Annotated in this window: 22 protein-coding genes and 1 rRNA gene; 12 read left to right on the forward strand and 11 right to left on the reverse strand. The window is 67.8% G+C overall.

What is annotated here, in order from left to right; translation table 11 throughout:
- Positions 1–9: 9 nt before the first annotated feature.
- Positions 10–122: ribosomal RNA gene (rrf, locus tag CFB81_RS29900) — 5S ribosomal RNA — on the forward strand.
- A gap of 233 nt (positions 123–355) precedes the next feature.
- Here the strand turns inward: rrf and CFB81_RS29905 are convergent.
- From CFB81_RS29905 to CFB81_RS29925, 5 genes are all read right to left on the reverse strand, one after another.
- Positions 356–820, reverse strand: a complete 465-nt coding sequence (locus CFB81_RS29905; protein WP_089438123.1) for a GNAT family N-acetyltransferase — start codon at positions 818–820, stop codon at positions 356–358.
- 143 nt (positions 821–963) lie between these two features.
- A complete protein-coding gene (locus tag CFB81_RS29910) occupies positions 964–1335 on the reverse strand; it encodes a nuclear transport factor 2 family protein (protein WP_089437575.1) in 372 nt (123 codons plus the stop codon).
- Positions 1336–1386: 51 nt separating this feature from the next.
- Positions 1387–1986: a hypothetical protein gene (locus tag CFB81_RS29915; RefSeq protein WP_069620571.1), complete on the reverse strand. Its 600-nt coding sequence runs from the start codon at positions 1984–1986 to the stop codon at positions 1387–1389.
- A 193-nt stretch (positions 1987–2179) separates the two neighbouring features.
- Entirely contained in the window at positions 2180–3433 is a 1254-nt protein-coding gene (locus CFB81_RS29920; protein WP_256976379.1) for an SMI1/KNR4 family protein, read from the reverse strand.
- Between the two features lie 119 nt (positions 3434–3552).
- On the reverse strand, positions 3553–4557 hold the full coding sequence (locus CFB81_RS29925) for an AraC family transcriptional regulator (RefSeq protein WP_069620573.1): 1005 nt from the start codon (positions 4555–4557) through the stop codon (positions 3553–3555).
- Positions 4558–4701: 144 nt separating this feature from the next.
- Between CFB81_RS29925 and CFB81_RS29935 the strand changes: the two genes are divergently transcribed.
- From CFB81_RS29935 to CFB81_RS29945, 3 genes are read left to right on the forward strand one after another with little or no spacing between them, the layout of a single operon-like run.
- On the forward strand, positions 4702–6369 hold the full coding sequence (locus CFB81_RS29935; RefSeq protein ID WP_089437577.1) for an acyl-CoA synthetase: 1668 nt from the start codon (positions 4702–4704) through the stop codon (positions 6367–6369).
- A 13-nt stretch (positions 6370–6382) separates the two neighbouring features.
- The gene (locus tag CFB81_RS29940) at positions 6383–7150 is read left to right on the forward strand and encodes a 3-hydroxyacyl-CoA dehydrogenase (protein ID WP_089437578.1); all 768 of its coding nucleotides are present in this window, start codon (positions 6383–6385) and stop codon (positions 7148–7150) included.
- Between the two features lie 18 nt (positions 7151–7168).
- A complete protein-coding gene (locus CFB81_RS29945; RefSeq protein WP_069620576.1) occupies positions 7169–8359 on the forward strand; it encodes an acetyl-CoA C-acetyltransferase in 1191 nt (396 codons plus the stop codon).
- A gap of 149 nt (positions 8360–8508) precedes the next feature.
- Here the strand turns inward: CFB81_RS29945 and CFB81_RS29950 are convergent, their stop codons facing one another.
- Entirely contained in the window at positions 8509–9201 is a 693-nt protein-coding gene (locus CFB81_RS29950; protein WP_069620577.1) for a TetR/AcrR family transcriptional regulator, read from the reverse strand.
- A 319-nt stretch (positions 9202–9520) separates the two neighbouring features.
- Between CFB81_RS29950 and CFB81_RS29955 the strand changes: the two genes are divergently transcribed.
- The 8 genes from CFB81_RS29955 (at position 9521) to CFB81_RS29990 (ending at position 20067) form a co-directional block, all read left to right on the forward strand.
- Positions 9521–10801 carry a Zn-dependent hydrolase gene (locus tag CFB81_RS29955; RefSeq protein ID WP_069620578.1) on the forward strand — a complete coding sequence of 427 codons (1281 nt, stop codon included), beginning with the start codon at positions 9521–9523 and terminating at the stop codon, positions 10799–10801.
- Between the two features lie 129 nt (positions 10802–10930).
- Complete coding sequence (locus tag CFB81_RS29960) at positions 10931–12268, forward strand: NAD(P)-dependent oxidoreductase (protein WP_089437579.1); 1338 nt, start codon at positions 10931–10933, stop codon at positions 12266–12268.
- A gap of 55 nt (positions 12269–12323) precedes the next feature.
- Positions 12324–13640 carry an NAD-dependent dihydropyrimidine dehydrogenase subunit PreA gene (gene preA, locus CFB81_RS29965; RefSeq protein ID WP_069620580.1) on the forward strand — a complete coding sequence of 439 codons (1317 nt, stop codon included), beginning with the start codon at positions 12324–12326 and terminating at the stop codon, positions 13638–13640.
- 101 nt (positions 13641–13741) lie between these two features.
- A complete protein-coding gene (locus tag CFB81_RS29970; protein ID WP_089437580.1) occupies positions 13742–15250 on the forward strand; it encodes an NCS1 family nucleobase:cation symporter-1 in 1509 nt (502 codons plus the stop codon).
- 66 nt (positions 15251–15316) lie between these two features.
- Positions 15317–16774 carry a dihydropyrimidinase gene (gene hydA, locus CFB81_RS29975; protein ID WP_069620582.1) on the forward strand — a complete coding sequence of 486 codons (1458 nt, stop codon included), beginning with the start codon at positions 15317–15319 and terminating at the stop codon, positions 16772–16774.
- A gap of 247 nt (positions 16775–17021) precedes the next feature.
- Positions 17022–18296 carry a NupC/NupG family nucleoside CNT transporter gene (locus tag CFB81_RS29980; RefSeq protein WP_089437581.1) on the forward strand — a complete coding sequence of 425 codons (1275 nt, stop codon included), beginning with the start codon at positions 17022–17024 and terminating at the stop codon, positions 18294–18296.
- Positions 18297–18335: 39 nt separating this feature from the next.
- Entirely contained in the window at positions 18336–19652 is a 1317-nt protein-coding gene (gene deoA, locus CFB81_RS29985; protein WP_089437582.1) for a thymidine phosphorylase, read from the forward strand.
- A gap of 25 nt (positions 19653–19677) precedes the next feature.
- Positions 19678–20067, forward strand: coding sequence for a cytidine deaminase (locus CFB81_RS29990; protein ID WP_069620585.1), 390 nt, complete (start codon positions 19678–19680; stop codon positions 20065–20067).
- 33 nt (positions 20068–20100) lie between these two features.
- On the opposite strand, the gene CFB81_RS29995 is transcribed toward CFB81_RS29990, so the two are convergent.
- From CFB81_RS29995 to CFB81_RS35855, 5 genes are all read right to left on the reverse strand, one after another.
- Positions 20101–21216 carry an aromatic ring-hydroxylating dioxygenase subunit alpha gene (locus CFB81_RS29995; protein ID WP_050016159.1) on the reverse strand — a complete coding sequence of 372 codons (1116 nt, stop codon included), beginning with the start codon at positions 21214–21216 and terminating at the stop codon, positions 20101–20103.
- A gap of 255 nt (positions 21217–21471) precedes the next feature.
- On the reverse strand, positions 21472–22215 hold the full coding sequence (gene msrA / locus CFB81_RS30000; protein ID WP_069620586.1) for a peptide-methionine (S)-S-oxide reductase MsrA: 744 nt from the start codon (positions 22213–22215) through the stop codon (positions 21472–21474).
- Positions 22216–22273: 58 nt separating this feature from the next.
- Positions 22274–24133, reverse strand: a complete 1860-nt coding sequence (locus tag CFB81_RS30005) for a cytochrome c biogenesis protein DipZ (RefSeq protein WP_089437583.1) — start codon at positions 24131–24133, stop codon at positions 22274–22276.
- 35 nt (positions 24134–24168) lie between these two features.
- Entirely contained in the window at positions 24169–24699 is a 531-nt protein-coding gene (gene msrB, locus CFB81_RS30010) for a peptide-methionine (R)-S-oxide reductase MsrB (RefSeq protein ID WP_089437584.1), read from the reverse strand.
- A gap of 67 nt (positions 24700–24766) precedes the next feature.
- On the reverse strand, positions 24767–24985 hold the full coding sequence (locus CFB81_RS35855) for a hypothetical protein (protein WP_143328651.1): 219 nt from the start codon (positions 24983–24985) through the stop codon (positions 24767–24769).
- Between the last annotated feature and the right edge of the window lie 19 nt (positions 24986–25004).

Here is a 25004-nt window from a genome sequence, read left to right on the forward strand (position 1 = left end):
CCCCCTTTGCCTGATGACCATAGCGAGTCGGTCCCACCCCTTCCCATCCCGAACAGGACCGTGAAACGACTCTACGCCGATGATAGTGCGGATTCCCGTGTGAAAGTAGGTAATCGTCAGGCTCCCTAAGCCAAGAACCCCCGCCCGAAAGGCGGGGGTTTTTGCATTTCGGCGTCCAAAAAACATGCTGGATGGCGAACTCTACGCGAGGCGGGGCGTAGAAAGCGTCATTAGAGCGCCCGGTCGGACTGATCGAACTCAGGCATTTCTCCGCCGCAACTTCGCTTGTCACCACTGACAGTTCAATCCCATCGGCCACACGCACAGCGAACCATCTTGCTGCTTTCACCGCCCATCAGACCGTGATCCGCAAGATCGGAAAAAACCTTCCCGGAACGACGCTGGATTCCTTTTCGCCGATCTTTTCAGCGCCGAGCGTCAGATAGAACGGCACAGCATTGGGATCCGCTTCGATCACAAAGCTTTTGATTCCTCTCGCGGCGGCCTCAGTCCGAACTGCTTCCCACAGCGCACGGGCGACACCCCGGCCCATATGATCGGGATGAACGAACAACCATCCGGGTGTCGGTCGACCAGAATCCACTGATGCTCGCACCCAGAACCCGATGATCGACTGGGCCGATTCCGCGACGTAACTGATCGCCCCTTCGATCGTCTCCGGCGAAATCGTTAGATCGCTTTGCCACAGGTCGAGCCATTCCTTCGGATAGCCCCAGTGCGCCTTCGAAAGGCGCGCCAGTCGACTGAGTTCGTCCGCGTCCGCGACACGTGCGGCACGCACGGTAAATAGCTTGTGCATTTCGTCTCTCGTCGTGGTCGACACCACCTCGGTCGACGTTTTCATCGGCGCATCACCCGCATCGTACGGTCTCACCGCCGACCGACAGCCGGCCCGTTCGCCATAGCATCACCTGCGGCAGTTCAACCGCACACGCGGCGCAGCTACACGACCTGCGATGCATGTCCTGCGACGACGCGCCAGTTAGCGCCTGATCGACGCCAGAGCCGCGTATAGGCAAATGTACCGGCGAATGCCGTGCCATCGAAATGGCCCGCGAGGGTCGCTCGCGTCGTGGTCAGGATCATCTCGTCGATCGCGCATGAGCGCATTTCGTGGACGTCGAGTGCGTCGAGACGCAAAAGCTTCGCGCGATGCGCGACGAGGTCGTCCTCTTTCGAGATGACCTGGCCGGTCGGGACTGTGAACACCAGATCGTCGTCCAGCAGCGCCTCGAGCGCTTCGACGTCGTTGGCGAGCATCGCCGCGCGAAGCGCGGTTTCGCAGGGTTCGATGACGGTACGGATCGCATCCATGTCAGGCCTCGCATCATTTCGGAGGGGTAGCGGTACGGCGACAAACGCAGCCTACCGCGCATTCGGCAACGACTGACGCCGGACCAGCATCACCAGGCAGATGCCGATCGACGCGATGAGGTTGACGGCCGGATAGAACGCGACCGCGACACTCCACGTGCTCAATGCCAGCAACGCCAGTGCGTACTTGAGCACGCACAGCGCGAAATAGGCGAGGCTCTCGCTCCACGGATCGCGGATCGTCTTGCGCACGGTCGGGCCAAGGCCGGCAAGCTCGATCAGCGTGACCAGACAGATCGACACCGTCGGATCGTCGGTCAGCATCCACAGCGGAATGGCCGACAGTGCCGCGCACAGGAACAGCCAGTCGAGGCCCGTCCAGCCGCGCTCACCGCGAAACAGGCTGGCGATCAGCGTCAGAAAGCACGTGAGGGCAATCGCCGCCGTGCACCACGCGGACGGCCCCGCGCCCGCGACGAACTGGCCAGCGGCCGCGATCGCCGTGACGACCGACCACACGAGCCACGTGAACAGATGCGGGCGAATGGTGCGCCGGTAGATCGCGAGCGCGTAAGGAATCGCTGCCAGCAACGAAACGGCCGTTCCGATCACGCCGAAGATCGAAGCGGCGCTCCCATCGACATTCACCATCCGCGCAACCTCGTTCAGACTGGCCGACCAGTATGTGGTCTGACGGATCGGGGTGCAACGTCATACGCGCGCTGCGGTGCGGTGAGCGTCATGCAGATTCGCACCGGAACGTGCAAGAAATCCAATCCAAACAAACGGCACCCTGACTGCGATGCTGCAGGCAAACCCACGGCGCATCGGCGCCTGCTTGACGTCAGCAATCGAACATCCGCAGGCGCTCGGCGTGTGCTTCGAGCCCGTCGAGCCCGAGATAGTGGCTGAGCTTGCCGGCGCGAACCTTGCGGATGTCGGCCTTCAACTCGTCCAGCAGTTTGTCGCTCGCGGTGCGGTAGGCAACTGCCGTATCGACGCCATGGGCCGACAGCGCCGCGCCGATCAGCCGTGCGCTATCGGTGCCGCCGCCCGCGACGCAACGCGCCATTGCGTCGGCATCCGGCCGCACGCCGGCTTCAAGCAGCATGCGCATCAGCTTGACCGGTACGGCGCCGGACACGGATGCCAGCGCATCGGGCACGACTGGCGCGCCCGCGGCGAGCAACGCGGCGGCTGCGGAAAACTTCTGGCGTCGCAACGCGTAATCCGTCGGGATCGAACTGCCCGCGAGCGCCACGCCAAGATCGGCGACGATAGGCGCCAGTCGCGCGACGAGTGCCGCATCGTCGTGATCGATCGCATGGCGTAATGCGTGCCGTGCGAGTACCGGCTGCATCCCGAGTGTGCCGTCGGCGAGCGGCGTGCGCCAGTCGATCACCGCTTGTCGATAGAACGCGATCAGCTTGTCGGCCAGCGAGGCCGGCAGGCCATGATCGTCGCGGCGTTCATCGACGTATTCGAGCAGCGCGACACCGGTGCCTGGTTCGCCGCCGGGCGCCAGCGGATCGGCATGAAGCTGCAGCGCGCCGAATGCTGCGTACAGATCGGGCGCGATCGTCGCGAGACCGTCCTCGTGCATCGCGCCGCGCCACGCGGGCGGCAACCCTTGTTTCCATGCAAGCACATGGCCATAGTCGTGTGCGCCGGGCTCCGTCACGACGTAGATGCGGTCGCAATATTCGAAGCCGCCGAACGGCAGCGCATCGATTTTGCCGTTCCACGTGCGCGCGTTCTCTTCCGCGGCTTCTTCGGCCAGTTCGAGTTCGTGGTCGATCCAGCCCTGCAGGTCGCGGTAACCGTCGCTGCCGTTGTAGAACAGCTCGCTCCAGCTGATGGCTTCGACATTGCCGTTCATCTCCAGCGTCAGGTCGTAGTCGAGGCTGCCGCCGGCCGTGATGCGCCACAACTCGAGCAACGGGAGCGGAATATCGCCGTGACAGCAGGCCTGCACGGCCGCGATCTGGTCAGGCGCCATCGGCGGCTGTGCGTCGAAGATCACGCGGCCGGCAAACAGCACGATACCGTGCGCGCGCAGATCGGCCAGTTCGGTGTCGGAAAAGGAGGTGGCTTGCATCGGAGCGTGAGCGGTGAGGGTTGATCGGTGTTCGCCGCGGTCCGGGGACAATGGACGGCAGCCGCATGTTTGCATCGTATCAGCGGTGCGGGGCGAGACGCTTCGTGCTTGCACGCCATTCAAGACTCCGCGTTCGCCACATGCACGTCGCGCCGAAATGCACCGGGGCTCGTGCCCGTCCATTTCCGGAACGCGCGATGAAACGCGCTCGGCTCGGTGAAGCCGAGCTCGGCCGCGATCTCCGCGACGCTGAGCGCGCGCCCGCGCAGCAGCGACTGGGCCAGCGCACCGCGCAACTCGTCCTTGATCGCCGCGAAGCTTTGCCCTTCGCTGCGCAAACGCCGCCGTAGCGTCGCGGGCGTCGTGTCGAGGCGTACGGCCAGCGTATCGAAGTCGGGCCACTCGGCGGCCGGCAGCGCCTTTAGATATGCGCGCGTCTTCGCAACCCAGCCCGTGTCGTGCCGGTAGCGCACGAGCAGGTTGCCGGGCGCGCCGCGCAGGAAGGTCTTCAGCGCCTGCTCCGAACGGATCGTCGGCAGCGCGAGATAGGCCGCGTTGAATGTGAGCCGGCTGTCGGGCCGGTCGAAATGCACGGGGACGCCGAAGAACTGGTGATAGTCGCTGCGCTGGCCGGGGCTGGAGCACGCAAAATCGATGCGCTGCAGCGGGATGCGCCGGCCGATCAGCCAGCACGCGACGCCGAGCAGGATCAGCCAGAACGTCCGGTACGCGAACGCCGGGTACGGCGAACCCGATTGCGCCAGCACGATCTGCGCGTGCCCGTCGGCTACGATGAGTTCGCCGTGCGGCTCGTCGAGCACGACCCGGAGAAACTGCAGCGCGCGCCGCAGCGCCTTGTCGAGCGTGCCGGCATGCAGCACCGCGTGGCACAGCAGCGTGAAACTGCCGCGCCGCATCGGACGCGCGGCGAGCCCGAAGAATTCGTCGTCCAGGGTGCCCGCGATCGCGAGCCACAGGCGGCCGTACTGCTGCGGCGTGACGGACTCGCGCACGACGGCCGGCAGCCCGGCGGTGCGCAGCACGGGCGCCGTCGGCAGGTCGTGCCGGCGCAGGCACGCGAGCGCATCGTCGACGAAATCCGGCGAAATCATCTGCGGCCCCATTTTCCTGTGTCCCCCCGACATGGCAAAAGCGATCACGATTCTAGATTCCGTTTGTCATTGATTGCAATGTAGCGGCTGTCTACTATCGATGTATCCCCGTCGCGCCCCTGGCTCGTCGGTGGCCATAACGAACAGGAGACACGCATGCCTGAAGGAGCTACCGCCCAGCCGGTGCCGGCTTACGCCGACGCCGTGGCCCGGTTCAGTATCGAGACAGCCGCCGCGCAACTGAGCGGCGACCTGGAGCGCGGCCTGAACGCGTGCGTCGAATGCTGCGACCGGCACGCGAAGTCGGACGCTATCGCGATCGACTGGATCGACGCCGGCGGGCAGCATCACCGCTTCACGTTCGCGCAGATGCAGGCGTTGTCGGCTCGGGTCGCGAACCTGCTCGTCGCGCACGGCGTGCAGCCGGGCGACGTGGTGGCGGGGCTGCTGCCGCGCACGCCGGAGCTCGTCGCGACGATCCTCGGCACGTGGCGCGCGGGCGCCGTGTATCAGCCGCTGTTCACAGCATTCGGCCCGAAGGCGATCGAGCACCGGTTGCGGATGAGCGACGCGCGGCTGATCGTGACCAACGTGGCGAATCGCGCGAAGCTCGACGAAATTGCCGATTGCCCGCCGGTGGCGACGGTGCGCGAAGCAGGCGAGACGCTGCCGGCGCACGACATCGATTTCCGCGCGGCGCTCGACGCGCGGTCCGATACGTTCGAGCCCGTGCTGCGCAAGGGGTCGGACCTGTTCATGATGATGTCGACGTCGGGCACGACGGGCTTGCCGAAGGGCGTACCGGTGCCGCTCTACGCATTGCTCGCGTTCGGCGCGTACATGCGCGAAGCGGTCGATCTGCGCGCCACTGACCGGTTCTGGAATATCGCCGACCCGGGTTGGGCGTACGGCCTCTATTACGCGATCACCGGCCCGCTTCTCCTCGGCCATGCGACGACGCTCTACGAGGGCAGCTTCACGGTCGACAGCACGTATGACGTGATCGAGCGTCTCGGCATCACGAGCCTTGCGGGTTCCCCAACCGCGTTCCGGATGCTGATGGCGGCGGGGACGGAAGCGGCCGCGCGCATGAAGGGCCAGCTGCGCGTGGTGAGCAGCGCGGGCGAACCGCTGAATCCGGAAGTCGTGCGCTGGTTCCACGCGGCGCTCGGCGCGCCGATCCACGATCACTACGGCCAGACCGAACTGGGAATGGTCGTGAACAACCATCACGGCCTCGCGCACGTGGTGCACGTCGGTTCCGCCGGCTTCGCGATGCCGGGCTACCGTGTCGCGGTACTCGACGAAGCGGGCCGCGAGCTCGGGCCCGGCGAGCCCGGCAACCTCGCGATCGACATCGCGCGCTCGCCGCTGCTGTGGTTCCGCGGCTACTGGCAGCAGGACACGCCGGCGATAGCGGGCGGTTACTACCGGACCGGCGACAACGTCGAGTTGGAACCGGACGGCGCCGTGAGCTTCATCGGCCGCGCGGACGACGTGATCACGTCGTCCGGTTACCGGATCGGCCCGTTCGACGTGGAGAGCGCGCTGATCGAGCATCCGGCCGTCAGCGAGGCCGCCGTGATCGGCGTGCCCGACCCGGAGCGCACGGAAATCGTGAAGGCGTTCGTCGTCCTGTCGAAAGGGTTCGACGGCACGCCCGGACTGGCCGAGGAATTGAGTCTGCACGTGAAGCGGCGGCTGTCCGCTCACGCTTATCCGCGCGCGATCGACTTCGTCGACGCGCTGCCGAAAACCCCGAGCGGCAAGATCCAGCGCTTCGTGTTGCGCAAGATGGAAGCCGAGAAGATCGCTCAACCCTGAATACGGACTGCGAATGAATATCAAGGATCGTGTTTTTCTGATTACGGGCGCCGGTTCCGGCCTCGGCGCCGCGGTGGCGCGCATGGTCGTCGCGCAAGGCGGCAAAGCCGTGCTGCTGGACGTCAACGACGAGGCGGGGGCGCGTCTCGCCAGCGAACTCGGCGCGGCCGCGCGCTTCGTGAAGACCGACGTGACGAGCGAAGCCGACGCTCAGGCGGCCGTCACGGCCGCGCGCGACGCGTATGGCCGCGTCGATGCGCTCGTCAATTGCGCGGGCGTCGCACCGGGCGAGAAGGTCGTCGGCCGCGACGGCCCGCATTCGCTCGACCGCTTCGCACGCGCGGTATCGATCAACCTCGTCGGCACGTTCAACATGATCCGGCTGGCCGCCGAAGCGATGTCGAAGCAGGACGCCGACGCGGAAGGCGAGCGCGGCGTGATCGTCAATACCGCGTCGGTCGCGGCGTTCGACGGGCAGATCGGACAGGCCGCATACGCGGCGTCAAAGAGCGGCGTGGTCGGCATGACGCTGCCGATCGCGCGCGAGCTCGCGCGCTTCGGCATTCGCGTCGTGACGGTCGCGCCCGGCATCTTCGCGACGCCGATGATGGCCGGCATGCCGCAGGACGTGCAGGACGCGCTCGGCAAGAGCGTGCCGTTCCCGCCGCGGCTCGGCCGCCCGGAAGAATTTGCGGCGCTGGTGCGCCACATCGCCGAAAACACGATGCTGAACGGCGAAGTCATCCGTCTCGATGGCGCGTTGCGCATGGCGCCGCGCTGACACTGGAGGAAGCGAATCATGACGACTCAGGATCCGATCGTAATCGTGGGTGCGGCGCGCACGCCGATGGGTGGTTTTCAGGGCGATCTGGCGGCAGCCAGCGCCAGCGACCTCGGCGCGGTGGCGATTCGCGCGGCGCTCGAACGCGCGAACGTGCCGGCCGAACGCATCGATGAAATCGTGTTCGGCTGCGTGCTGCCAGCCGGCCAGGGCCAGGCGCCCGCGCGCCAGGCCGCGCTGAAGGCCGGGCTGCCGCTCGCGGCGGGCGCGACGACGGTCAACAAGATGTGCGGTTCCGGGATGAAGGCGGCGATGTTCGCGCACGATCTGCTGCTGGCGGGTTCGGCGGGCGTGGCCGTGGCGGGCGGGATGGAGAGCATGACGAATGCGCCGTACCTGCTGCCGAAGGCGCGCGCGGGCATGCGCATGGGGCACGGGCAGGTGCTCGACCACATGTTCCTCGACGGGCTCGAGGATGCGTATGAAAAAGGCCGCCTGATGGGCACGTTCGCCGAGGATTGCGCGCAGGCTTACCAGTTCACGCGCGAAGCGCAGGATGCGTTCGCGATTGCGTCGCTGACGCGGGCGCAGCGCGCGATCGCGGAAGGGCATTTCGTGTCGGAGATCGCGCCGGTGACCGTGAAGGCCGGCAAGACGGAAAGCGTCGTGTCGATCGACGAGCAGCCGGGCAAGGCGAAACTCGACAAGATCCCGACGTTGAAGCCGGCGTTCCGCGAAGGCGGCACGGTGACGGCCGCGAACGCATCGTCGATCTCGGACGGCGCGGCCGCGCTCGTGATGATGCGCCGCTCGGAAGCCGAGCGCCTCGGCCTCACGCCGAAGGCCGTGATCGTCGGGCATTCGACTTATGCGGACAAGCCCGGGCTGTTCGCGACCGCACCGATCGGCGCGCTGCGCAAGCTGTCGGAGAAAACCGGCTGGAACCTGCGTGACGTCGACCTGTTCGAGATCAACGAAGCGTTCGCGGTGGTGCCGATGGCCGCGATGCGCGATCTCGATCTGCCGCACGAGAAGGTGAACGTGCACGGCGGCGCGTGCGCGCTCGGGCATCCGATCGGCGCATCGGGCGCGCGCGTGATGGTGACGCTGCTGGCCGCGCTCGACACGTATGGCCTGAAGCGCGGCATCGCATCGCTGTGCATCGGCGGCGGTGAAGCGACGGCCATTGCGATCGAGCGCATCGCGTAATACGTCGCCGCAACACGTCGCTTTACGCATCGCATCGCATCGCATCGTTCGCACGCGCGAACGCGGCATCACGGGCGGCGCGTATCGCACGGGACATCCCCGTGTGGTGCTCGCCGCCCGTTTTTAATTCGGCGGATCGTCGTGTCGCGCTACGGCTTCGCGTTCGGCGACACCGCGCCGCACGCACGAATCACGAGCTGCACGACCTGCTCGGTCTTTTCGTCGAACGCCTTCTTCGTGAACGCGCGCTTGCCGCTCAGCGCGCGAATCTGCGCATCGAAATCCGCATAGTGCTGCGTGGTCGCCCAGATCAGGTACATCAGTGCATGCGGGTCGATCGGCGCGAGCAGCCCGCTCGCGATCCAGCCTTCGATCACCTTCACGCGGGTGTCGAACCACGGCTTCACACGTTGCGACAGGATGTCCTGCATGTGCTCCGCGCCGTGAATGATCTCGTTGGCCCACACCTTCGAGCCGAGCGGGCGCCGCTGCGACAGCGCCATCTTCGCGCGCACGTAGCCGCCGATCGCCTCCACCGGATCGTCGCCGGCCTCGAACGAGCCGGCCGCGCGATGCCAGTCCTCGAACAGGTCGTCGAGGACGCGTCGGTACAGCGCGAGCTTGGTCGGGAAGTAGTAGTGCACATTCGCCTTCGGCAGGCCGGCGCGCTCCGCGATCATCGCGGTGCTGGCGCCGGCGAGCCCGCGTTCCGCGAATACGGCCTCCGCGCACGCGAGCAGGTGCGCTTCGTTGGACTCGCGAATGTGCGCCTTGCGTCGCCGCAAAGGCGCCGGCGTTTCGTCCCGGTCGGTGGCTTCGATCGTCACCTCGTCATGTCTCATCGTTACCCTCGCGCGGCGGCCATGCCGCGTTGGGCTTCATTCTAGCCGCTGATTCGCGTCGCGCGCACGCACGTGAATGCCGCCACGCCGCGGCGATGCTGCGTTGCGATGGCACGTTTCTCGCTCCCGTGCGTTGCGCAAGAAAGACGTTGCGCTGCGCATTTTGATCGTCTAAAACCTGTCCAATCGGACAGGATTTGACGCATTTCGCGAACCGACCGAGCATGCACCGCATCCGGGCGGCGCGCCCCGAAACAGGTCTCGCATGCACCGGCACAGACCGGCTGACGACATCACCGACCCCACAGGAGCGATACGAATGAGCGCGGTATCGGAAACAGTGAAGCGGGCAGCTTTCGACACGTCGATCAAGGTCGACGGCAGGCGGCTGTGGGACAGCCTGATGGAAGTCGCGAAAATCGGCGCGACGCCGAAGGGGGGCGTATGCCGCCTCGCGCTGACCGATCTCGACAAGGCCGGCCGCGACCTGATCGTCGGCTGGGCGAAGGCCGCCGGCTGCACGGTGACGGTCGATACGATGGGCAACGTGTTCATGCGTCGTGCGGGCCGCGTGGCCGACGCGGCGCCGGTCGTCACGGGCTCGCACGCGGATTCGCAGCCCACCGGCGGGCGCTTCGACGGCATCTACGGCGTGCTCGGCGGCCTCGAGGTGATTCGCAGTCTGAACGATCACGGCATCGAGACCGAGCATCCGGTCGAGGTCGTGATCTGGACCAACGAGGAGGGGTCGCGCTTCGCGCCGGCGATGGTCGCATCGGGCGTGTTCGCGGGCGTGTTCACGCTCGACTACGGGCTGTCGCGCAAGGACGTCGACGGCAAGACGATCGGCGAGGAACTGGCGCGCATCGGCTACGCGGGCGACGTGCCGTGCGGCGGGCGCAAGCTGCACGCGGCGTTCGAACTGCATATCGAGCAGGGGCCGATTCTCGAAGCGGAGTGCAAGACGATCGGCGTCGTGACCGACGCGCAGGGGCAGCGCTGGTACGAGATCACGTTCACCGGCCAGGAAGCGCACGCGGGGCCGACGCCGATGCCGCGCCGCCGCGACGCGCTGCTCGGCGCGTCGCGGGTGGTCGATCTCGTCAACCGGATCGGCCTCGATCATGCGCCGTTCGGTTGCGCGACGGTCGGCATGATGCAAGTCCACCCGAACTCGCGCAACGTGATTCCCGGCCGCGTGTTCTTTACCGTCGATTTCCGTCATCCGGACGACGCCGTGCTCGCGAAGATGGACGCGGCGCTGCGCGATGGCGTCGCGCGCATCGCGGGCGACATCGGGCTCGACACCGAACTCGAGCAGATTTTCTACTACAAGCCCGTCGCGTTCGACCCCGCCTGCGTGGCGGCCGTGCGTGATGCGGCCGATCGCTTCGGCTACTCGCATCGCGACATCGTGTCGGGGGCGGGCCACGACGCGTGCTATCTGGCGCAGGTCGCGCCGACGTCGATGGTGTTCGTGCCATGTATCGACGGCATCAGCCACAACGAGATCGAGGACGCGACGCCCGCATGGATCGAGGCCGGCGCGAACGTGCTGCTGCACGCGATGCTGTCGCGTGCGTGCGAGCCGGCTTCATGACCGACCGGACATAGCGCAGCAGGCAGGCTGCGCGTCGCCTGACCGTAGCACCCCGAAGCATGACCGCCCCGACTGTGCATCCGCAGCCGGCGGGGACGGCTTTGTCTCCACCCAGTCGAAGGAACGCGTATGACCACCCAGCCAACCGGCGATATCGCCGCGCATCGCCTGTCGTCCACGCAACTCTCGTGCGAATTCGCCGATATCGCGCCGCTGCTCGATCCGACCGCCGCGGCGGCTGCCGCCAGCCGCTGCCACTACTGCTACGACGCGCCCTGCGTGCACGCGTGCCCGACGCAGATCGACATCCCGAGCTTCATCCGCAAGATCGGCAACGGCAACCTGAAAGGCGCGGCGATGGATATCCTGTCCGCGAATCCGCTCGGCGGGATGTGCGCCCGCGTGTGCCCGACCGAGATCCTGTGCGAAGGCGCATGCGTGCGCAACCATCAGGATGCGCAACCGGTCGCGATCGGCGCGTTGCAGCGGCACGCAACCGACTGGGCGATGCAGACCGGGGCGGTGCAGTTCCGGCGCGCACCCGAGACCGGCCGCCATGTGGCGGTGGTCGGCGCGGGGCCGGCCGGGCTCGCCTGTGCGCACCGGCTCGCGCTCGCCGGGCACCGCGTCACGCTGTTCGACGCGCGGCCGAAGGCCGGCGGACTCAACGAATACGGGATCGCCGCGTACAAGACCGTCGACGATTTCGCGCAGCGTGAAGTCGAGTGGCTGCTGTCGGTGGGCGGCATCACGCTGGAAACGGGTATGGCGCTCGGACGCGACGTAACGCTCGACGCGCTACGCGAGCAACACGACGCGGTATTCCTGGCGATGGGGCTCGGCGGTGTGCGCGCGCTCGCGATCGACGGCGAGCAACTGGGCGGCGTGATGAACGCGGTCGACTTCATCGAGCAGGTGCGGCAGGCGGACGGATTGGAGAACGTGCCGGTCGGACGGCGCGTGGTCGTGATCGGTGGCGGCAACACGGCGATCGATGCGGCCGTGCAGAGCCGCAAGCTCGGCGCCGAGCGCGTGACGATGGTGTACCGGCGCGGCGTGGACGCGATGAGCGCGACGTGGGCCGAGCGCGAGTTCGCGCAGAAGAGCGGCGTCACGCTCGTCACGCACGCGAGGCCGGTGCGTATCGCAGGTACGGACGGGCAGGTCACGGGCGTCGAGTTCGAGGTCGCGTCGGGCGAGCGTTTCACCATCGACGCGGACATGGTGCTGAAGGCGATCGGCCAGACGCTCGTGCCGGACGGCATCGCGGCGGAATTGCTGACCGCGGACGGTTCGCGTATCGCGGTCGATGCGAACGGGCGCACGGCGCTGCCGGACGTGTGGGCCGGTGGCGACTGCGCGGCGACGGGCGGCATCGACCTCACGGTGCAGGCCGTGCAGGACGGTAAGTGCGCGGCCGCATCGATCGACGCGACGCTCGCCGCGCGCGACGCGAAGGCGGCCTGAACGCGCGACGCACCGCACGCACACCGAACACGACCCCATTCTCACGGAGCCGAACATGGCCGATCTTCGCTGCACCATCGCAGGCATTACTTCGCCGAATCCTTTCTGGCTCGCGTCCGCGCCGCCGACCGACAAGGCCTACAACGTCAATCGCGCGTTCGAGGCGGGCTGGGGCGGTGTCGTCTGGAAGACGCTCGGGCTCGATCCGCACGTCGTCAACGTCAGTTCGCGCTACGGCGCGGTGCAGTGGAACGGTCAGCGCATCGCGGGGCTGAACAACATCGAGCTGATCACCGACCGTCCGCTCGACGTGAACCTGAGAGAGATCGCGCAGGTGAAGCGCGACTGGCCGGACCGTGCGTTGATCGTGTCGCTGATGGTGCCGTGCAACGAGCGCGACTGGAAATGGATTCTGCCGCTCGTCGAGGATACCGGCGCCGACGCGGTCGAACTCAACTTCGGCTGCCCGCACGGGATGAGCGAGCGCGGGATGGGCGCGGCGGTCGGGCAGGTGCCCGAATACGTCGAGATGGTCACGCGCTGGGTGAAGGAAGGCACGAAGCTGCCGTGCCTCGTGAAGCTCACGCCGAACATCAGCGATATCCGGATGGGCTCGCGCGCCGCATACAAGGGCGGCGCGGACGGCGTGTCGCTGATCAACACGATCAACTCGATCGTCGCGGTCGATCTCGACCAGATGGCGCCGATGCCGACCGTCGACGGCAAGGGCACGCACGGCGGCTATTGCGGGCCGGCGGTCAAGCCGATCGCGCTGAACATGGTCGCGGAGATCGCACGCGATCCGGAAACGCCGAACCTGCCGATCTCGGGCATCGGCGGCATCTCGTCATGGCGCGACGCGGCCGAGTTCATGGTGCTCGGCGCCGGTAGCGTGCAGGTGTGCACCGCCGCGATGCATTACGGGTTCCGGATCGTGTCGGATCTCGCCGACGGCCTGTCGAACTGGATGGACGAGAAGGGCTACGCGACGCTCGACGACATTCGCGGCCGCGCGGTGCCGAACGTGACCGACTGGAAATACCTGAACCTGAAGTACGACATCAAGGCGCGCATCGACCAGGACCGCTGCATCCAGTGCGGGCTGTGCCATATCGCGTGCGAGGACACGTCGCATCAGGCGATCACGGCGACGAAGGATGGCGTGCGGCATTTCGAAGTGATCGATTCGGAGTGCGTCGGGTGCAATCTTTGCATGCATGTGTGTCCGGTCGAGCAATGCATCACGATGGAGCGCGTCGACGCGGGCGACTACGCGAACTGGACCACGCATCCGAACAATCCGGCGAGCGCCGAGGCGGGGGCGAGTGCAGGCGCCGCGGCACCCGAGAAGCACGCGAAGAAGGCTGCCTGACCGGCGTCCGGCGATGCGGGGCATCCTGCACCGCCGCCTTTCGTTCCACCCGGGCCGGCATCGCACGATGCCGGCGTTGACGTTTTCGTGGAGTGTGTTCGATGAATCACGCAGCGATTCCCGCCGATCCCGATAGCGCCGCGGCGCACGGCGGCAGCCTGTACAACGACGACCTCGCGCCGACGACGCCGGCGCAGCGCACGTGGAAGTGGTACCACTTCGCGGCGCTGTGGGTCGGGATGGTGATGAACATCGCGTCGTACATGCTCGCGGCCGGGCTGATCCAGGAAGGCATGTCGCCGTGGCAGGCGGTGATGACGGTGCTGCTCGGCAACCTGATCGTGCTCGTGCCGATGCTGCTGATCGGCCATGCGGGCGCGAAGTACGGGATTCCGTACGCGGTGCTCGTGCGCGCGTCGTTCGGCACGCAGGGCGCGAAGCTGCCGGCGCTGCTGCGCGCGATCGTCGCCTGCGGCTGGTATGGCATCCAGACCTGGCTCGGCGGCAGCGCGATCTACACGCTGCTGAACATCCTGACCGGCAACGCGCTGCACGGCGCGGCGCTGCCGCTCGTCGGCATCTCGTTCGGGCAGCTCGCGTGCTTTCTCGTGTTCTGGGTGCTGCAGCTGTACTTCATCTGGCACGGCACCGATTCGATCCGCTGGCTCGAAAGCTGGTCCGCGCCGATCAAGGTCGTGATGTGCGTGGCGCTCGTCTGGTGGGCGACGTCGAAGGCGGGCGGGTTCGGCTCGATGCTGTCGGCGCCGTCGCAGTTCGCGGCGGGCGGCAAGAAGGCCGGGCTCTTCTGGGCGACCTTCTGGCCCGGCCTGACCGCGATGGTCGGCTTCTGGGCGACGCTCGCGCTGAATATTCCCGACTTCACGCGCTTCGCGCATTCGCAGCGCGACCAGGTGATCGGCCAGTCGATCGGGCTGCCGCTGCCGATGGCGCTGCTGTCGGTGGTGTCGGTCGTCGTCACGTCGGCGACCGTCGTGATCTACGGCAACGCGATCTGGGATCCGATCGACCTGACGAGCCGGATGACCGGCATCGGCGTGGGCATCGCGCTCGTGATCCTCACGCTCGATACGATGTGCTGCAACCTCGCCGCGAATCTCGTCGGGCCTGCCTACGATTTTTCGAGCCTGTGGCCGAAGGCGATCTCGTACCGCGCGGGCGGGATGATCACCGCGACGATCGCGATCGTGATGATGCCGTGGAAGATCCTCGCGACGACGGACGGCTATATCTTCACCTGGCTCGTCGGTTATTCGGCGCTGCTCGGGCCGGTCGCGGGCATCCTGATGGTCGACTACTTCCTGATTCGCGGCACGCAGCTCGACACGCGGGCGCTGTTCGACGAGCGCGGCGACTTCAGCTACGCGCGCGGCTGGAACCCGGCCGCGCTGGTCGCGCTCGCGGTCGGCGTGCTGCCGAATTTGCCGGGCTTCCTGCATACGGCGTTTCCGGCGTCGTTTCCGAACGTGCCGGCGTTCTTCAACACGCTTTACACATACGCGTGGTTCGTCGGCCTCGTGCTGGCGTCGGGCGTGTACGGCACCTGGATGAAGTGGCGCGCCGGACCGCGCGCGCAGATCGCGAGCGCATGACGCGCGGGCCGGATGCGACTCGCGCGCGGCATGCGGCACACCGACAGTCAACGAGGAGGCAACGAAATGGCAATCCTGATTCGTGGCGGCACCGTGGTCGATGCGGACCGCTCCTATCGCGCGGACGTGCTCTGCGCGGATCCGCAGGACGGCGGCACGATCCTGCAGATTGCGGAGCAGATCGACGCGCCGGCCGGCGCAACCGTCGTCGACGCGCACGACCAGTACGTGATGCCGGGCGGCATCGATCCGCATACGCACATGGAACTGCCGTTCATGGGCACGACCGCGAGCGACGATTTCTATTCGGGCACCGCTGCCGGGTTGTCGGGCGGCACGACGAGCATCATCGATTTCGTGATTCCGAGCCCGAAGCAGCCGCTGATGGAAGCATTCCGCGAATGGCGCGGCTGGGCCGAGAAGGCGGCTTCCGATTACGGTTTCCACGTGGCCGTGACGTGGTGGGACGACAGCGTGCACCGCGACATGGGCACGCTCGTGCGCGAGCATGGCGTCTCGAGCTTCAAGCACTTCATGGCGTACAAGAACGCGATCATGGCCGACGACGAAGTCCTCGTGAACAGCTTCACGCGTTCGCTCGAACTCGGCGCGCTGCCGACCGTGCACGCAGAGAACGGCGAGCTCGTGTTCCAGCTGCAAAAGGCGCTGCTCGCGCGCGGGATCACGGGGCCGGAGGCGCATCCGCTGTCGCGGCCGCCGGAGGTGGAAGGCGAGGCCGCGAACCGCGCGATCCGCATCGCGCAGGTGCTCGGCGTGCCCGTGTATATCGTGCACGTGTCGGCGAAGGACGCGGTGGACGTGATCACGCGCGCGCGCAGCGAAGGGCTGCGCGTGTTCGGCGAAGTGCTGCCGGGCCACCTCGTGATCGACGAGGCCGTCTATCGCGATCCGGACTGGACGCGCGCGGCGGCCCACGTGATGAGCCCGCCGTTTCGCTCGGCCGAGCATCGCGAGGCGCTGTGGCGCGGGCTGCAGTCGGGACAGCTGCATACGACGGCGACCGATCACTGCGTGTTCTGCGCATCGCAGAAGGCGATGGGCCGCGAGGATTTCACGAAGATCCCGAACGGTTGCGGCGGCGTCGAGGATCGCATGTCGGTGCTGTGGCATCACGGCGTGAACCACGGCCGCATCACGCCGAACGAGTTCGTGCGGATTACGTCGACCAATGCCGCGCAGATATTCAACCTGTATCCGCGCAAGGGCGCGGTGCAGGTCGGCGCCGATGCCGATCTCGTCGTGTGGGACCCGGCCGCGACGAAGACGATCTCGGTGAAGACGCATCATCAGCAGGTCGACTTCAACGTGTTCGAGGGGATGACGGTGCAGGGCGTCGCGACGCACACGCTCACGCGCGGCGCACTCGCGTGGGCCGACGGCGAATTGCGCGCGGTGCGCGGCGCGGGCCGTTACCTGAAGCGTCCGCCGGCGGCCGGGTATTACGAGGCCGCGCGGATCGCGAACCGGCTGCGCGAGCCGCATCCGGTCGAGCGCGCGGGTTGAACGACGCGTATCGTGCGGGGCGTGTCCGTTCCGACGGCGCGCCCCGCGCGTGTTTTGGCCGCGTAGATAGAACAACTGATCAAGTTGACGAAGACGAAAACGGAAACGATCGATGCCATTGATCGCGGCGATTTTGGCGACGTTGCCGGCGTGCGTATCGAGCGAGTAACATCCACCCACCCGATCACGCGGGTCGCGGGCACGGGCCGCCCGCCGGACAGTTCAAATAGTGAGAAAGGAGCACAAGGTGGATATTCTGCGCAGTCTCCTCGGTATGCTGTTTCTGTTGCTGGTCGCGTATCTGTTGTCGAACAACCGCCGCGCGGTCAGCGCGCGGACCATGATCGCCGCGCTGCTCACGCAGTTCGCGATCGGCGCGCTGGTGCTGTTCGTGCCGTCCGGCCGCGCGGCGCTGGCCGCGGCCGCGAACGGCGTCAATCGCGTGCTCGACATGGGCAATCACGGCATCGCGTTCGTGTTCGGCGGGCTCGTCGACGCGCGGATGTTCCAGTTGTTCGGCGATGGCGGGTTCGTGTTCGGGCTGCGCGTGCTGCCGATGATCATCTTCGTCACCGCGCTGATCTCGGTGCTGTACTACATCGGCGTGATGAAGTGGATCGTCGCGATTCTCGGCGCGGGGTTGGCAAGGTTGCTCGGGGTGAGCCGCATCGAGGCGTGCTCGGCCGTCGCGACGATCTTCCTCGGGCAGAGCGAGATGCCCGCGCTCGTGAAGCCGTTCGTGCGCAACATGACGAGCGCCGAGATCTTCACGGTGATGGCGAGCGGAATGGCGTCGGTCGCGGGATCGGTGCTGGTCGGCTATGCGGGCCTCGGCGTGAAGATGGAGTACCTGCTCGCCGCGTCGTTCATGGCGGTGCCGGGCGGGCTGCTGTTCGGCAAGCTGTTGTTTCCGACCGTCGAGCCGAGCCGCGTGGTGGTCGACGGCCTCGATTTCGACGACAAGCGCGCCGCCAACGTGATCGAGGCGGCCGCATCCGGTGCGTCGGTCGGCCTGCGCATTGCGATCAACGTCGGCGCGATGCTGATTGCGTTCGTGGGCCTCATCGCGCTGATGAACCTGATCGTCGGCGGCGCGGCCGCGTTCGCGGGCTTTCCGCAGGTCACGCTGGTCGGTATCATCGGCCACCTGTTCGCGCCGCTCGCGTGGATCATCGGCGTGCCATGGCATGATGCGGCGCTGGCCGGCAACTTCATCGGCGAGAAGCTGATCTTCAACGAATTCGTCGCGTACGGCGACCTGTCGCCATACCTGAGGGGCGGTGCGCACGCGGCGGCGGCCGGCCTGCCGGTGCTCGATCCGAAGACGCTTGCGATCGTGTCGTTCGCGCTGTGCGGCTTCGCGAATTTCTCGTCGATCGCGATTCTCGCGGGCGGCTTCAGCGCGGTCGCGCCCGAGCGCCGGTCGGACGTCGCGCGGCTCGGTTTGCGCGCGCTGACGGCCGCGACGCTGTCGAACCTGATGAGCGCGGCGATTGCCGGCCTGTTTTTCTCGCTGCATTGAACCGTGCAGTCGACTCCGACCGATCGAAGCGAGGCAACGATGTTTCTACCGCAGGAATTCATTCGCAGGAAGCGCGACGGGCAGCCGCTCGATCGCGACGGGATGGCCGCGTTCGTGCGCGGCGTGACCGACGGCAGCGTGACCGAGGGCCAGGTGGCCGCGTTCGCGATGGCCGTGTATTTCAACGACCTGAGCACGGACGAACGCGTCGCGCTCACGCTCGCGCAGCGCGATTCGGGCGACGTGCTCGACTGGCGCGCGCTCGATCTCGGCGGGCCGGTGATCGACAAGCATTCGACGGGCGGCGTCGGCGATGTCGTGTCGCTGATGCTCGGGCCGATGGTGGCCGCGTGCGGTGGCTACGTGCCCATGATCTCGGGGCGCGGGCTCGGCCACACAGGCGGCACGCTCGACAAGCTCAGCGCGATTCCCGGTTACGACGTGATGCCCGAGACGGACGCGTTTCGCCGCACGGTGCGCGAGGTCGGCGTCGCGATCATCGGGCAGACCGCGCGGCTCGCGCCGGCCGACAAGCGCATCTATGCGATCCGCGACGTGACGGCGACCGTCGAATCGGTCGCGATGATCACCGCGTCGATCCTGTCGAAGAAACTCGCGGCGGGGCTCGACGGGCTCGTGATGGACGTCAAGGTCGGCTCCGGCGCATTCATGCCGACCGCGGAGAAATCGGCGGAACTGGCGCGCAGCATCGTCGACGTCGGCAACGGCGCCGGCATGAAGACGACCGCGATCCTCACCGACATGAACCAGTCGCTCGCGCCGTGCGCGGGCAATGCGCTCGAAGTGGCGTGCGCGATCGACTACCTGACGGGCAAGTCGCGTCCCTCGCGCCTGCACGACGTGACGATGGCGCTGTCGGCCGAATTGCTCGTGACCGGTGGGCTCGCGCCCGATATCGCCCACGCACGCGAGAAGCTGCAGCAGGCGCTTGATTCCGGCGCGGCGGCCGAGCGTTTCGCGCGGATGGTCGTCGCGCTCGGCGGCCCGACCGATCTGATCGACGCGCCCGCGCGGCATTTGGCGCGCGCGGCGACGATCGTGCCGGTGGCGGCACCCGCGAGCGGCGTGGTGCAGCGCATCGATTGCCGCGCGCTCGGGCTGGCCGTGGTCGCGCTCGGCGGCGGCCGCACGCGTGCGGAGGACGCGATCGACGTCAGCGTCGGCCTGTCGGCGCTCGCCGAGATCGGGCAGCGCATCGAGGCCGGCGAGCCGCTCGGCTTCGTGCATGCCCGCGACGAAGCGGCCGCGGCCCGCGCGGTGGACGCAGTGCGCCGCAGCTACGTGCTCGGCGAGACCGGCGAGGCGCCGCCGACCCTTTACCAGCAGATCGGCTGACCCTGCTCGCGGAGGCATCACCACGATGGAACGAGACGAACTGATCGAACAGGCGAAGGCCGCGCGCGAGCGCGCGTATGCGCCGTATTCGCGCTTCAAGGTCGGCGCGGCGCTGCTGGCGCGCGACGGCACGGTGTTCCACGGCTGCAACGTCGAGAACGCGTCGTACGGACTGTGCAATTGCGCGGAACGCACGGCGCTGTTCGCGGCGATCGCCGCCGGCTATCGGCCGGGGGATTTCGCGCGGCTCGCGGTCGTCGGCGACACGGACGGCCCGATCGCGCCGTGCGGCGCGTGTCGTCAGGTGATCATCGAGATCGGCAAGCCCGACATCGAGGTGATCCTGGCGAACCTGAAAGGGGCCGTCGAGATCACGACGGCCCGCGCATTGCTGCCGGGCGCGTTCACGCTGTAACGGCGCGCACCGCGGCGAGCCGCATGCGTCACGTCACGCGCTGTCGCGCGCGTCGCGGATCGGGATCACGGTGCGTGCGCCGCACTGACGCAGCAGGTCGCGCAGCTCGTTGATGACCGGAAACACCTCGTGGTTCCAGTCGGCGCCTTGGGCGTCGTGCGCTTCCTGCTCGCGCTCGACGATCCAGCGATCCTCGCGGAAGATGCGCTCGGTGAACCACACGAGCAGCGGCCACGCGAGATCGAGTGCGAACGGGATGCCGGGCTTGTGGATCGACAGCAGCCCGAACGTGCGGTTGGTGCGCTGCTCGGCGTCGAGCGGCACGTAGACGATCCACAGGTCCATCACGAGCGTGCCTTCGCTCGAACGGATCTGCAGCGTCTGGTACGGGTAGCCGGTGCGCACCGTCATCACGCTCTTGTCGGACTGGTCGGCCGGCTTCTTGCTCGCGCCGAACACGAGCGCCTCGCCGACCGGCTGCTTGCCTTCCATCCGCGCGAACGTGTAGTCGACCTCGACCCAGTCGTCGCCGCGGCGGCGGCCCACCGAGCGCGCGCGCATCTGCCCCATCTGCTTGCGATGCAGGAACTGATGGTTCATGTCCATCAGGTTCTCGTGCATGAACGAGTAGTGGCACTTGACCTCGCGGCCGAAGCGGCGCGTCTTGTACGCGGGGTTGTCGGCCGATTCGAGCGCGGGGAACGGCCGTTCGTCGGCGAGCGTGGCGTCGCCCGGAAACACGAAGATCAGCCCGTGGGCCTCGCGGCACGGATACGCGCGCACGCCGTTGGGCAAGCGCTCGCGGCCGAGGTAGGGCACGTCGACGCAGCGGCCGCTGTCGCACGCGTAGGTCCAGCCGTGATAGCAGCAGCGCAGCGTTTCGCCGCTCACGACGCCCGCGTGCAGCGGCACCTGGCGGTGCGCGCAACGATCTTCGAGCGCATACACGGCGCCCGATTCGGTGCGCACGAGCACGATCGGATCGCCGGCGAAGCGCACGCCGAGCGTCTTGCCGCGCTTGAGCTCGCGCGACCACGCGAGCGGGTACCAGTGATCCGGGTGAATGGGCACGCGGCGCAGGTCGCGCACGACCGCGCCGGTGGACGGTTCTTCAAGGGTGTTGCTGTCAGGCAAAGGCACTGCGCGCATGCGTGACGCCTCCTGGCTGGACTGAATGTCGAGCGCCGCAAGAAGCGGCGGGAATCAGGAGAGTCTACGCGAAGTTGCCGATCGCGGCGGATGCGATGCGGGTTTGCCCCGGCATCGCGTCCGCCGGTTCGTTGATCCGGCGCAAACGGGAGCCGCTGGTGCGGTGTGCCCGCGGCTCTGCTGGGCGGCGGGCGGCCGCCCCGTCATGCAGCGAGCGGACGGTCACAAGCGGCTTATAAACGACTCATCAATGACTCATAAGCGGGCTTCGCGCCACAGCACCGGGTCGGCACGGTACAGCGCCGGGAAGTGCTGCTTCAGCCCGGCGACCTTCGGCAGGTCGTTGAACGCGATATACGGCGCGTCGGGGTGCAGTTCGAGGTAGTTCTGATGATAGGCCTCGGCCGGATAGAAGCCCTTGTAGGCTTCGACACGCGTGACCACGGGCGCCGGAAACACATGCGCGCCGCCGAGCTGCGCGATGTACGCGGTGGCGACCGTGCGTTGCTGCGCCGTGGTCGGGAAGATCGCGGACCGGTACTGCGAGCCTTCGTCGGGGCCCTGCCGGTTCAGCTCGGTCGGGTCGTGCGCGACCGAGAAGAACACCTGCAGCAGCCGGCCGTACGTGACCTGGGTCGGGTCGTAGACGATGCGCACCGATTCCGCGTGCCCGGTCAGCCCCGAGCCGACGAGCGCGTAGTGCGCGGTTTCGGATGCGCCGCCCGCGTAGCCTGCGGTTACCTGCTTCACGCCCTTCACGTGCTCGAACACGCCCTGCACGCCCCAGAAGCAGCCGCCGGCGAACACGGCCGTCTCGTCGTGCGACGCGCCGGGCGTTTCGTCGAGCGTCGGCGCGGGCACGGTGCGCATCGGCTCCGCCGAATTGACGATGCGCTGGTAGCCGAACACGGCGGCCGCCGCGACGGCGATGGCGCCGATGCGGCGCAGCATGGTCGCGCGCCGGCGTGCGGCGGCATCGCGGGTAGGGATCGGGTTCATCTTTTGCTCCTTCGGAATGCGTTGGGAAAGGCGGCGCCGGGATGGCGGCGGCGTGCGATCAGCCGAAAGTGAATGCATACGCATCGACCCCGGGATCGAGAAACTCGATCGCGAACGTGCGGTCGGCGATTGCGCCGGGCTGGCGGACGAGCTGGTACAGGCGCTGGCCGGTGACGGTGCCGTAGCCCTGCGCGTCGACGTCCGTGCCATGCGCGGCGGCGGGCGCCGCGCCGTCGAGCGTCACGCGAAAGCGCACGGGTTGGCCGTTCGTGCCCGGGCCGAGCACCAGGTGCAGGTCGCGTGCATGGAAGCGGTAGACGATCCGGCCATCCGGCGCGGCGAGCGACGCGCGCTCGGCGCCGACGTTCCACGTGCCCGCGAGGCCCCAGTCGTTGAGCGCCGGCCGGGCCGGCGCGTCGTAACGGTGTGCGGCATCGCGCACGGCACCGCCCGGCGACGCGAAGCTTTCCGCACGCGCATAGCCGACATACGTTTCGGGTGAACGGACGTCCGCGCTGTCGGCCGCCGCGAGCGCGCCCTTCGCTGGTGCGCCGGCGAGCCCGAGCGGCACGTTCAGCGCGTCCGGGTGGCCGGCTTCGGCGAGCAGCGACTGGATCGCGCGTTCCGATTGCGCGTATTCGCCTTCGCCGAAGTGGTGATGGCGGATCCGCCCTTGCGCATCGATGAAGTAGTGCGCGGGCCAGTATTCGTTGTTGAACGCGCGCCAGATCGAATAGCCGTTGTCGATCGCGACCGGGTAGTCGATGCCGAGGTCGTGAACGGCCTTCTTCACATTGCCGATGTCGCGCTCGAATGCGAACTCCGGCGCGTGCACGCCGATCACGACCAGCCCGTACGGCGCGTATTTGCGCGCCCACGCAGCCGTGTACGGCAGCGTGCGCAGGCAGTTGATGCACGAATACGTCCAGAAATCGACCAGCACGACCTTGCCGCGCAGCCCGGCCGCCGTCAGCGGCGGCGAGTTCAGCCACTGCACCGCGCCGTCGAGCGACGGCAGCGTGCCTTCGACCGGCAGCGCGGCCGCGGTGGCGCCGGCCGCACGCATCATTGCGCTGCCGGCCATCGCACCACCGCCGGCCTGCGCGCCATCCACTGCGGCGGCCATCATCGCGCCGCCCGTCGCGTTGTCGGTAGCGGCGCTCGCGGCCGCTGCCGCCTGCGCGCCGTTCGAGCGGCCGCCGAGGCGGTCGACGAGCTTCGTTTCGAGCCCGCCCGTGGTGACCGTCGACAGTTGCGCGAGGGCGCCGGTATCGAGGCCGAGCGCGATCGCGCCGACGCCGGCCAGGAGCGCCGCGCCGATCCCGCGCCGGATCCATTCGCCGGCGCCGAGCGAGCGCTTCATCGCGGCGAACACCTTGCCGCCGATCACGAGCGCGACGCCGAGCGACGTCGCCGCGCCGGCCGCATACGCGACGAGCAGCAGCGTCGTGCCGACGCTCGCGCCGCGCAGCGCGGCGCCGGTCAGCACGAGGCCGAGGATCGGGCCCGCGCACGGCGCCCACAGCAGGCCCGTCGCGACGCCGAGCAGCAGCGACGACGCAGGGCCGGCCGGGCGGCCGTCGCGTTGCGCGAACCCGGTGAGCCGGTTGCCGGCGGCGACGAGCGGGCGCGTCAGGTGTTCCGCGAAACGCGGCATCAGCAGCGTCAGGCCGAACACGGCGAGCAGCACGATCGCGATCCAGCGGCCGGCCTGGTTGGCCTGCGCGACCCAGCCGCCGCCGACGGCGGCAAGCGTCGCGACGACGGCGAACGTGAGCGCCATGCCGGCGAGCAGCGGCAGGCCGGTGCGCACGAACGGCTGGTCGGCGCGCGCGAACACGAACGGCAGCACGGGCAGGATGCACGGGCTCAGGATCGTGAGCACGCCGCCGAGATAGGCAAGAACGATGAGGAGCATGATGCGTTCTCCAGTCGGATGGGAGTGGGGCCGGATCAGGCGGCAGCCGGGTGGAACGCGAGCGCGAGGCCGTTCATGCAGTAGCGCAGGCCGGTCGGCGCGGGGCCGTCGTCGAACACGTGGCCGAGATGGCCGCCGCAGCGGCGGCAGTGCACCTCGGTGCGGACCATCCCGAACGACGCATCGGTGTCGGTGCCCACCGCGTGATCGAGCGGTTTCCAGAAGCTCGGCCAGCCCGTATGGCTGTCGAACTTGGTGGCCGACGAGAACAGCGCGAGGTCGCAGCCGGCGCACGCGAACGTGCCGTGCCGGTGCTCGTCGTTCAGCGGGCTGGTGAACGGCCGCTCGGTGCCGGCTTCGCGCAGGACCGTGTATTGGGCGGGCGTGAGCCGACGATGCCATTCGGCGTCGCTGAGCGTGATTTCGAACGGGACGGCCTTCGGCGAGCCGGCCGGCGGCGCGGCGAACGCGCGGCCGACCAGCGCGCGGCGGCCGGCGGACGACAGCGCCGCGAGCGCGGCGAGGCCGGTGGCGCCGGCGAACAGCAGATGTCTGCGGGTGGGCATGATGGGCTCCTGGAAGCAGGTCCTGAAAACATGCGCCCATCGTAGGCGGCAGCCGGTGTCGAAGTCCTCACGGAAAGTTAAATGAATCGTGATGATTGGGATGTGCCGTCGAGGTGCGCTGGAACGTGCCGAAGCGCCGGCTGGCTACGGGCCATCGAGCGGGTGAGCCGCCGATGTGGGCCGAGCATCTGTTCGCGGCGCGGTTTTTATTGTCTTTTGAGTGTTCGTCGAGCCGCGTGGCGAATCCGGACTTTGGCTTGCCGGTCGAATCGGACAGGGCGTCCATTCCGAGCTGTCCTTCGACG

This window comes from Burkholderia sp. AU28863, assembly GCF_002223195.1.
Classification (GTDB): domain Bacteria; phylum Pseudomonadota; class Gammaproteobacteria; order Burkholderiales; family Burkholderiaceae; genus Burkholderia; species Burkholderia sola.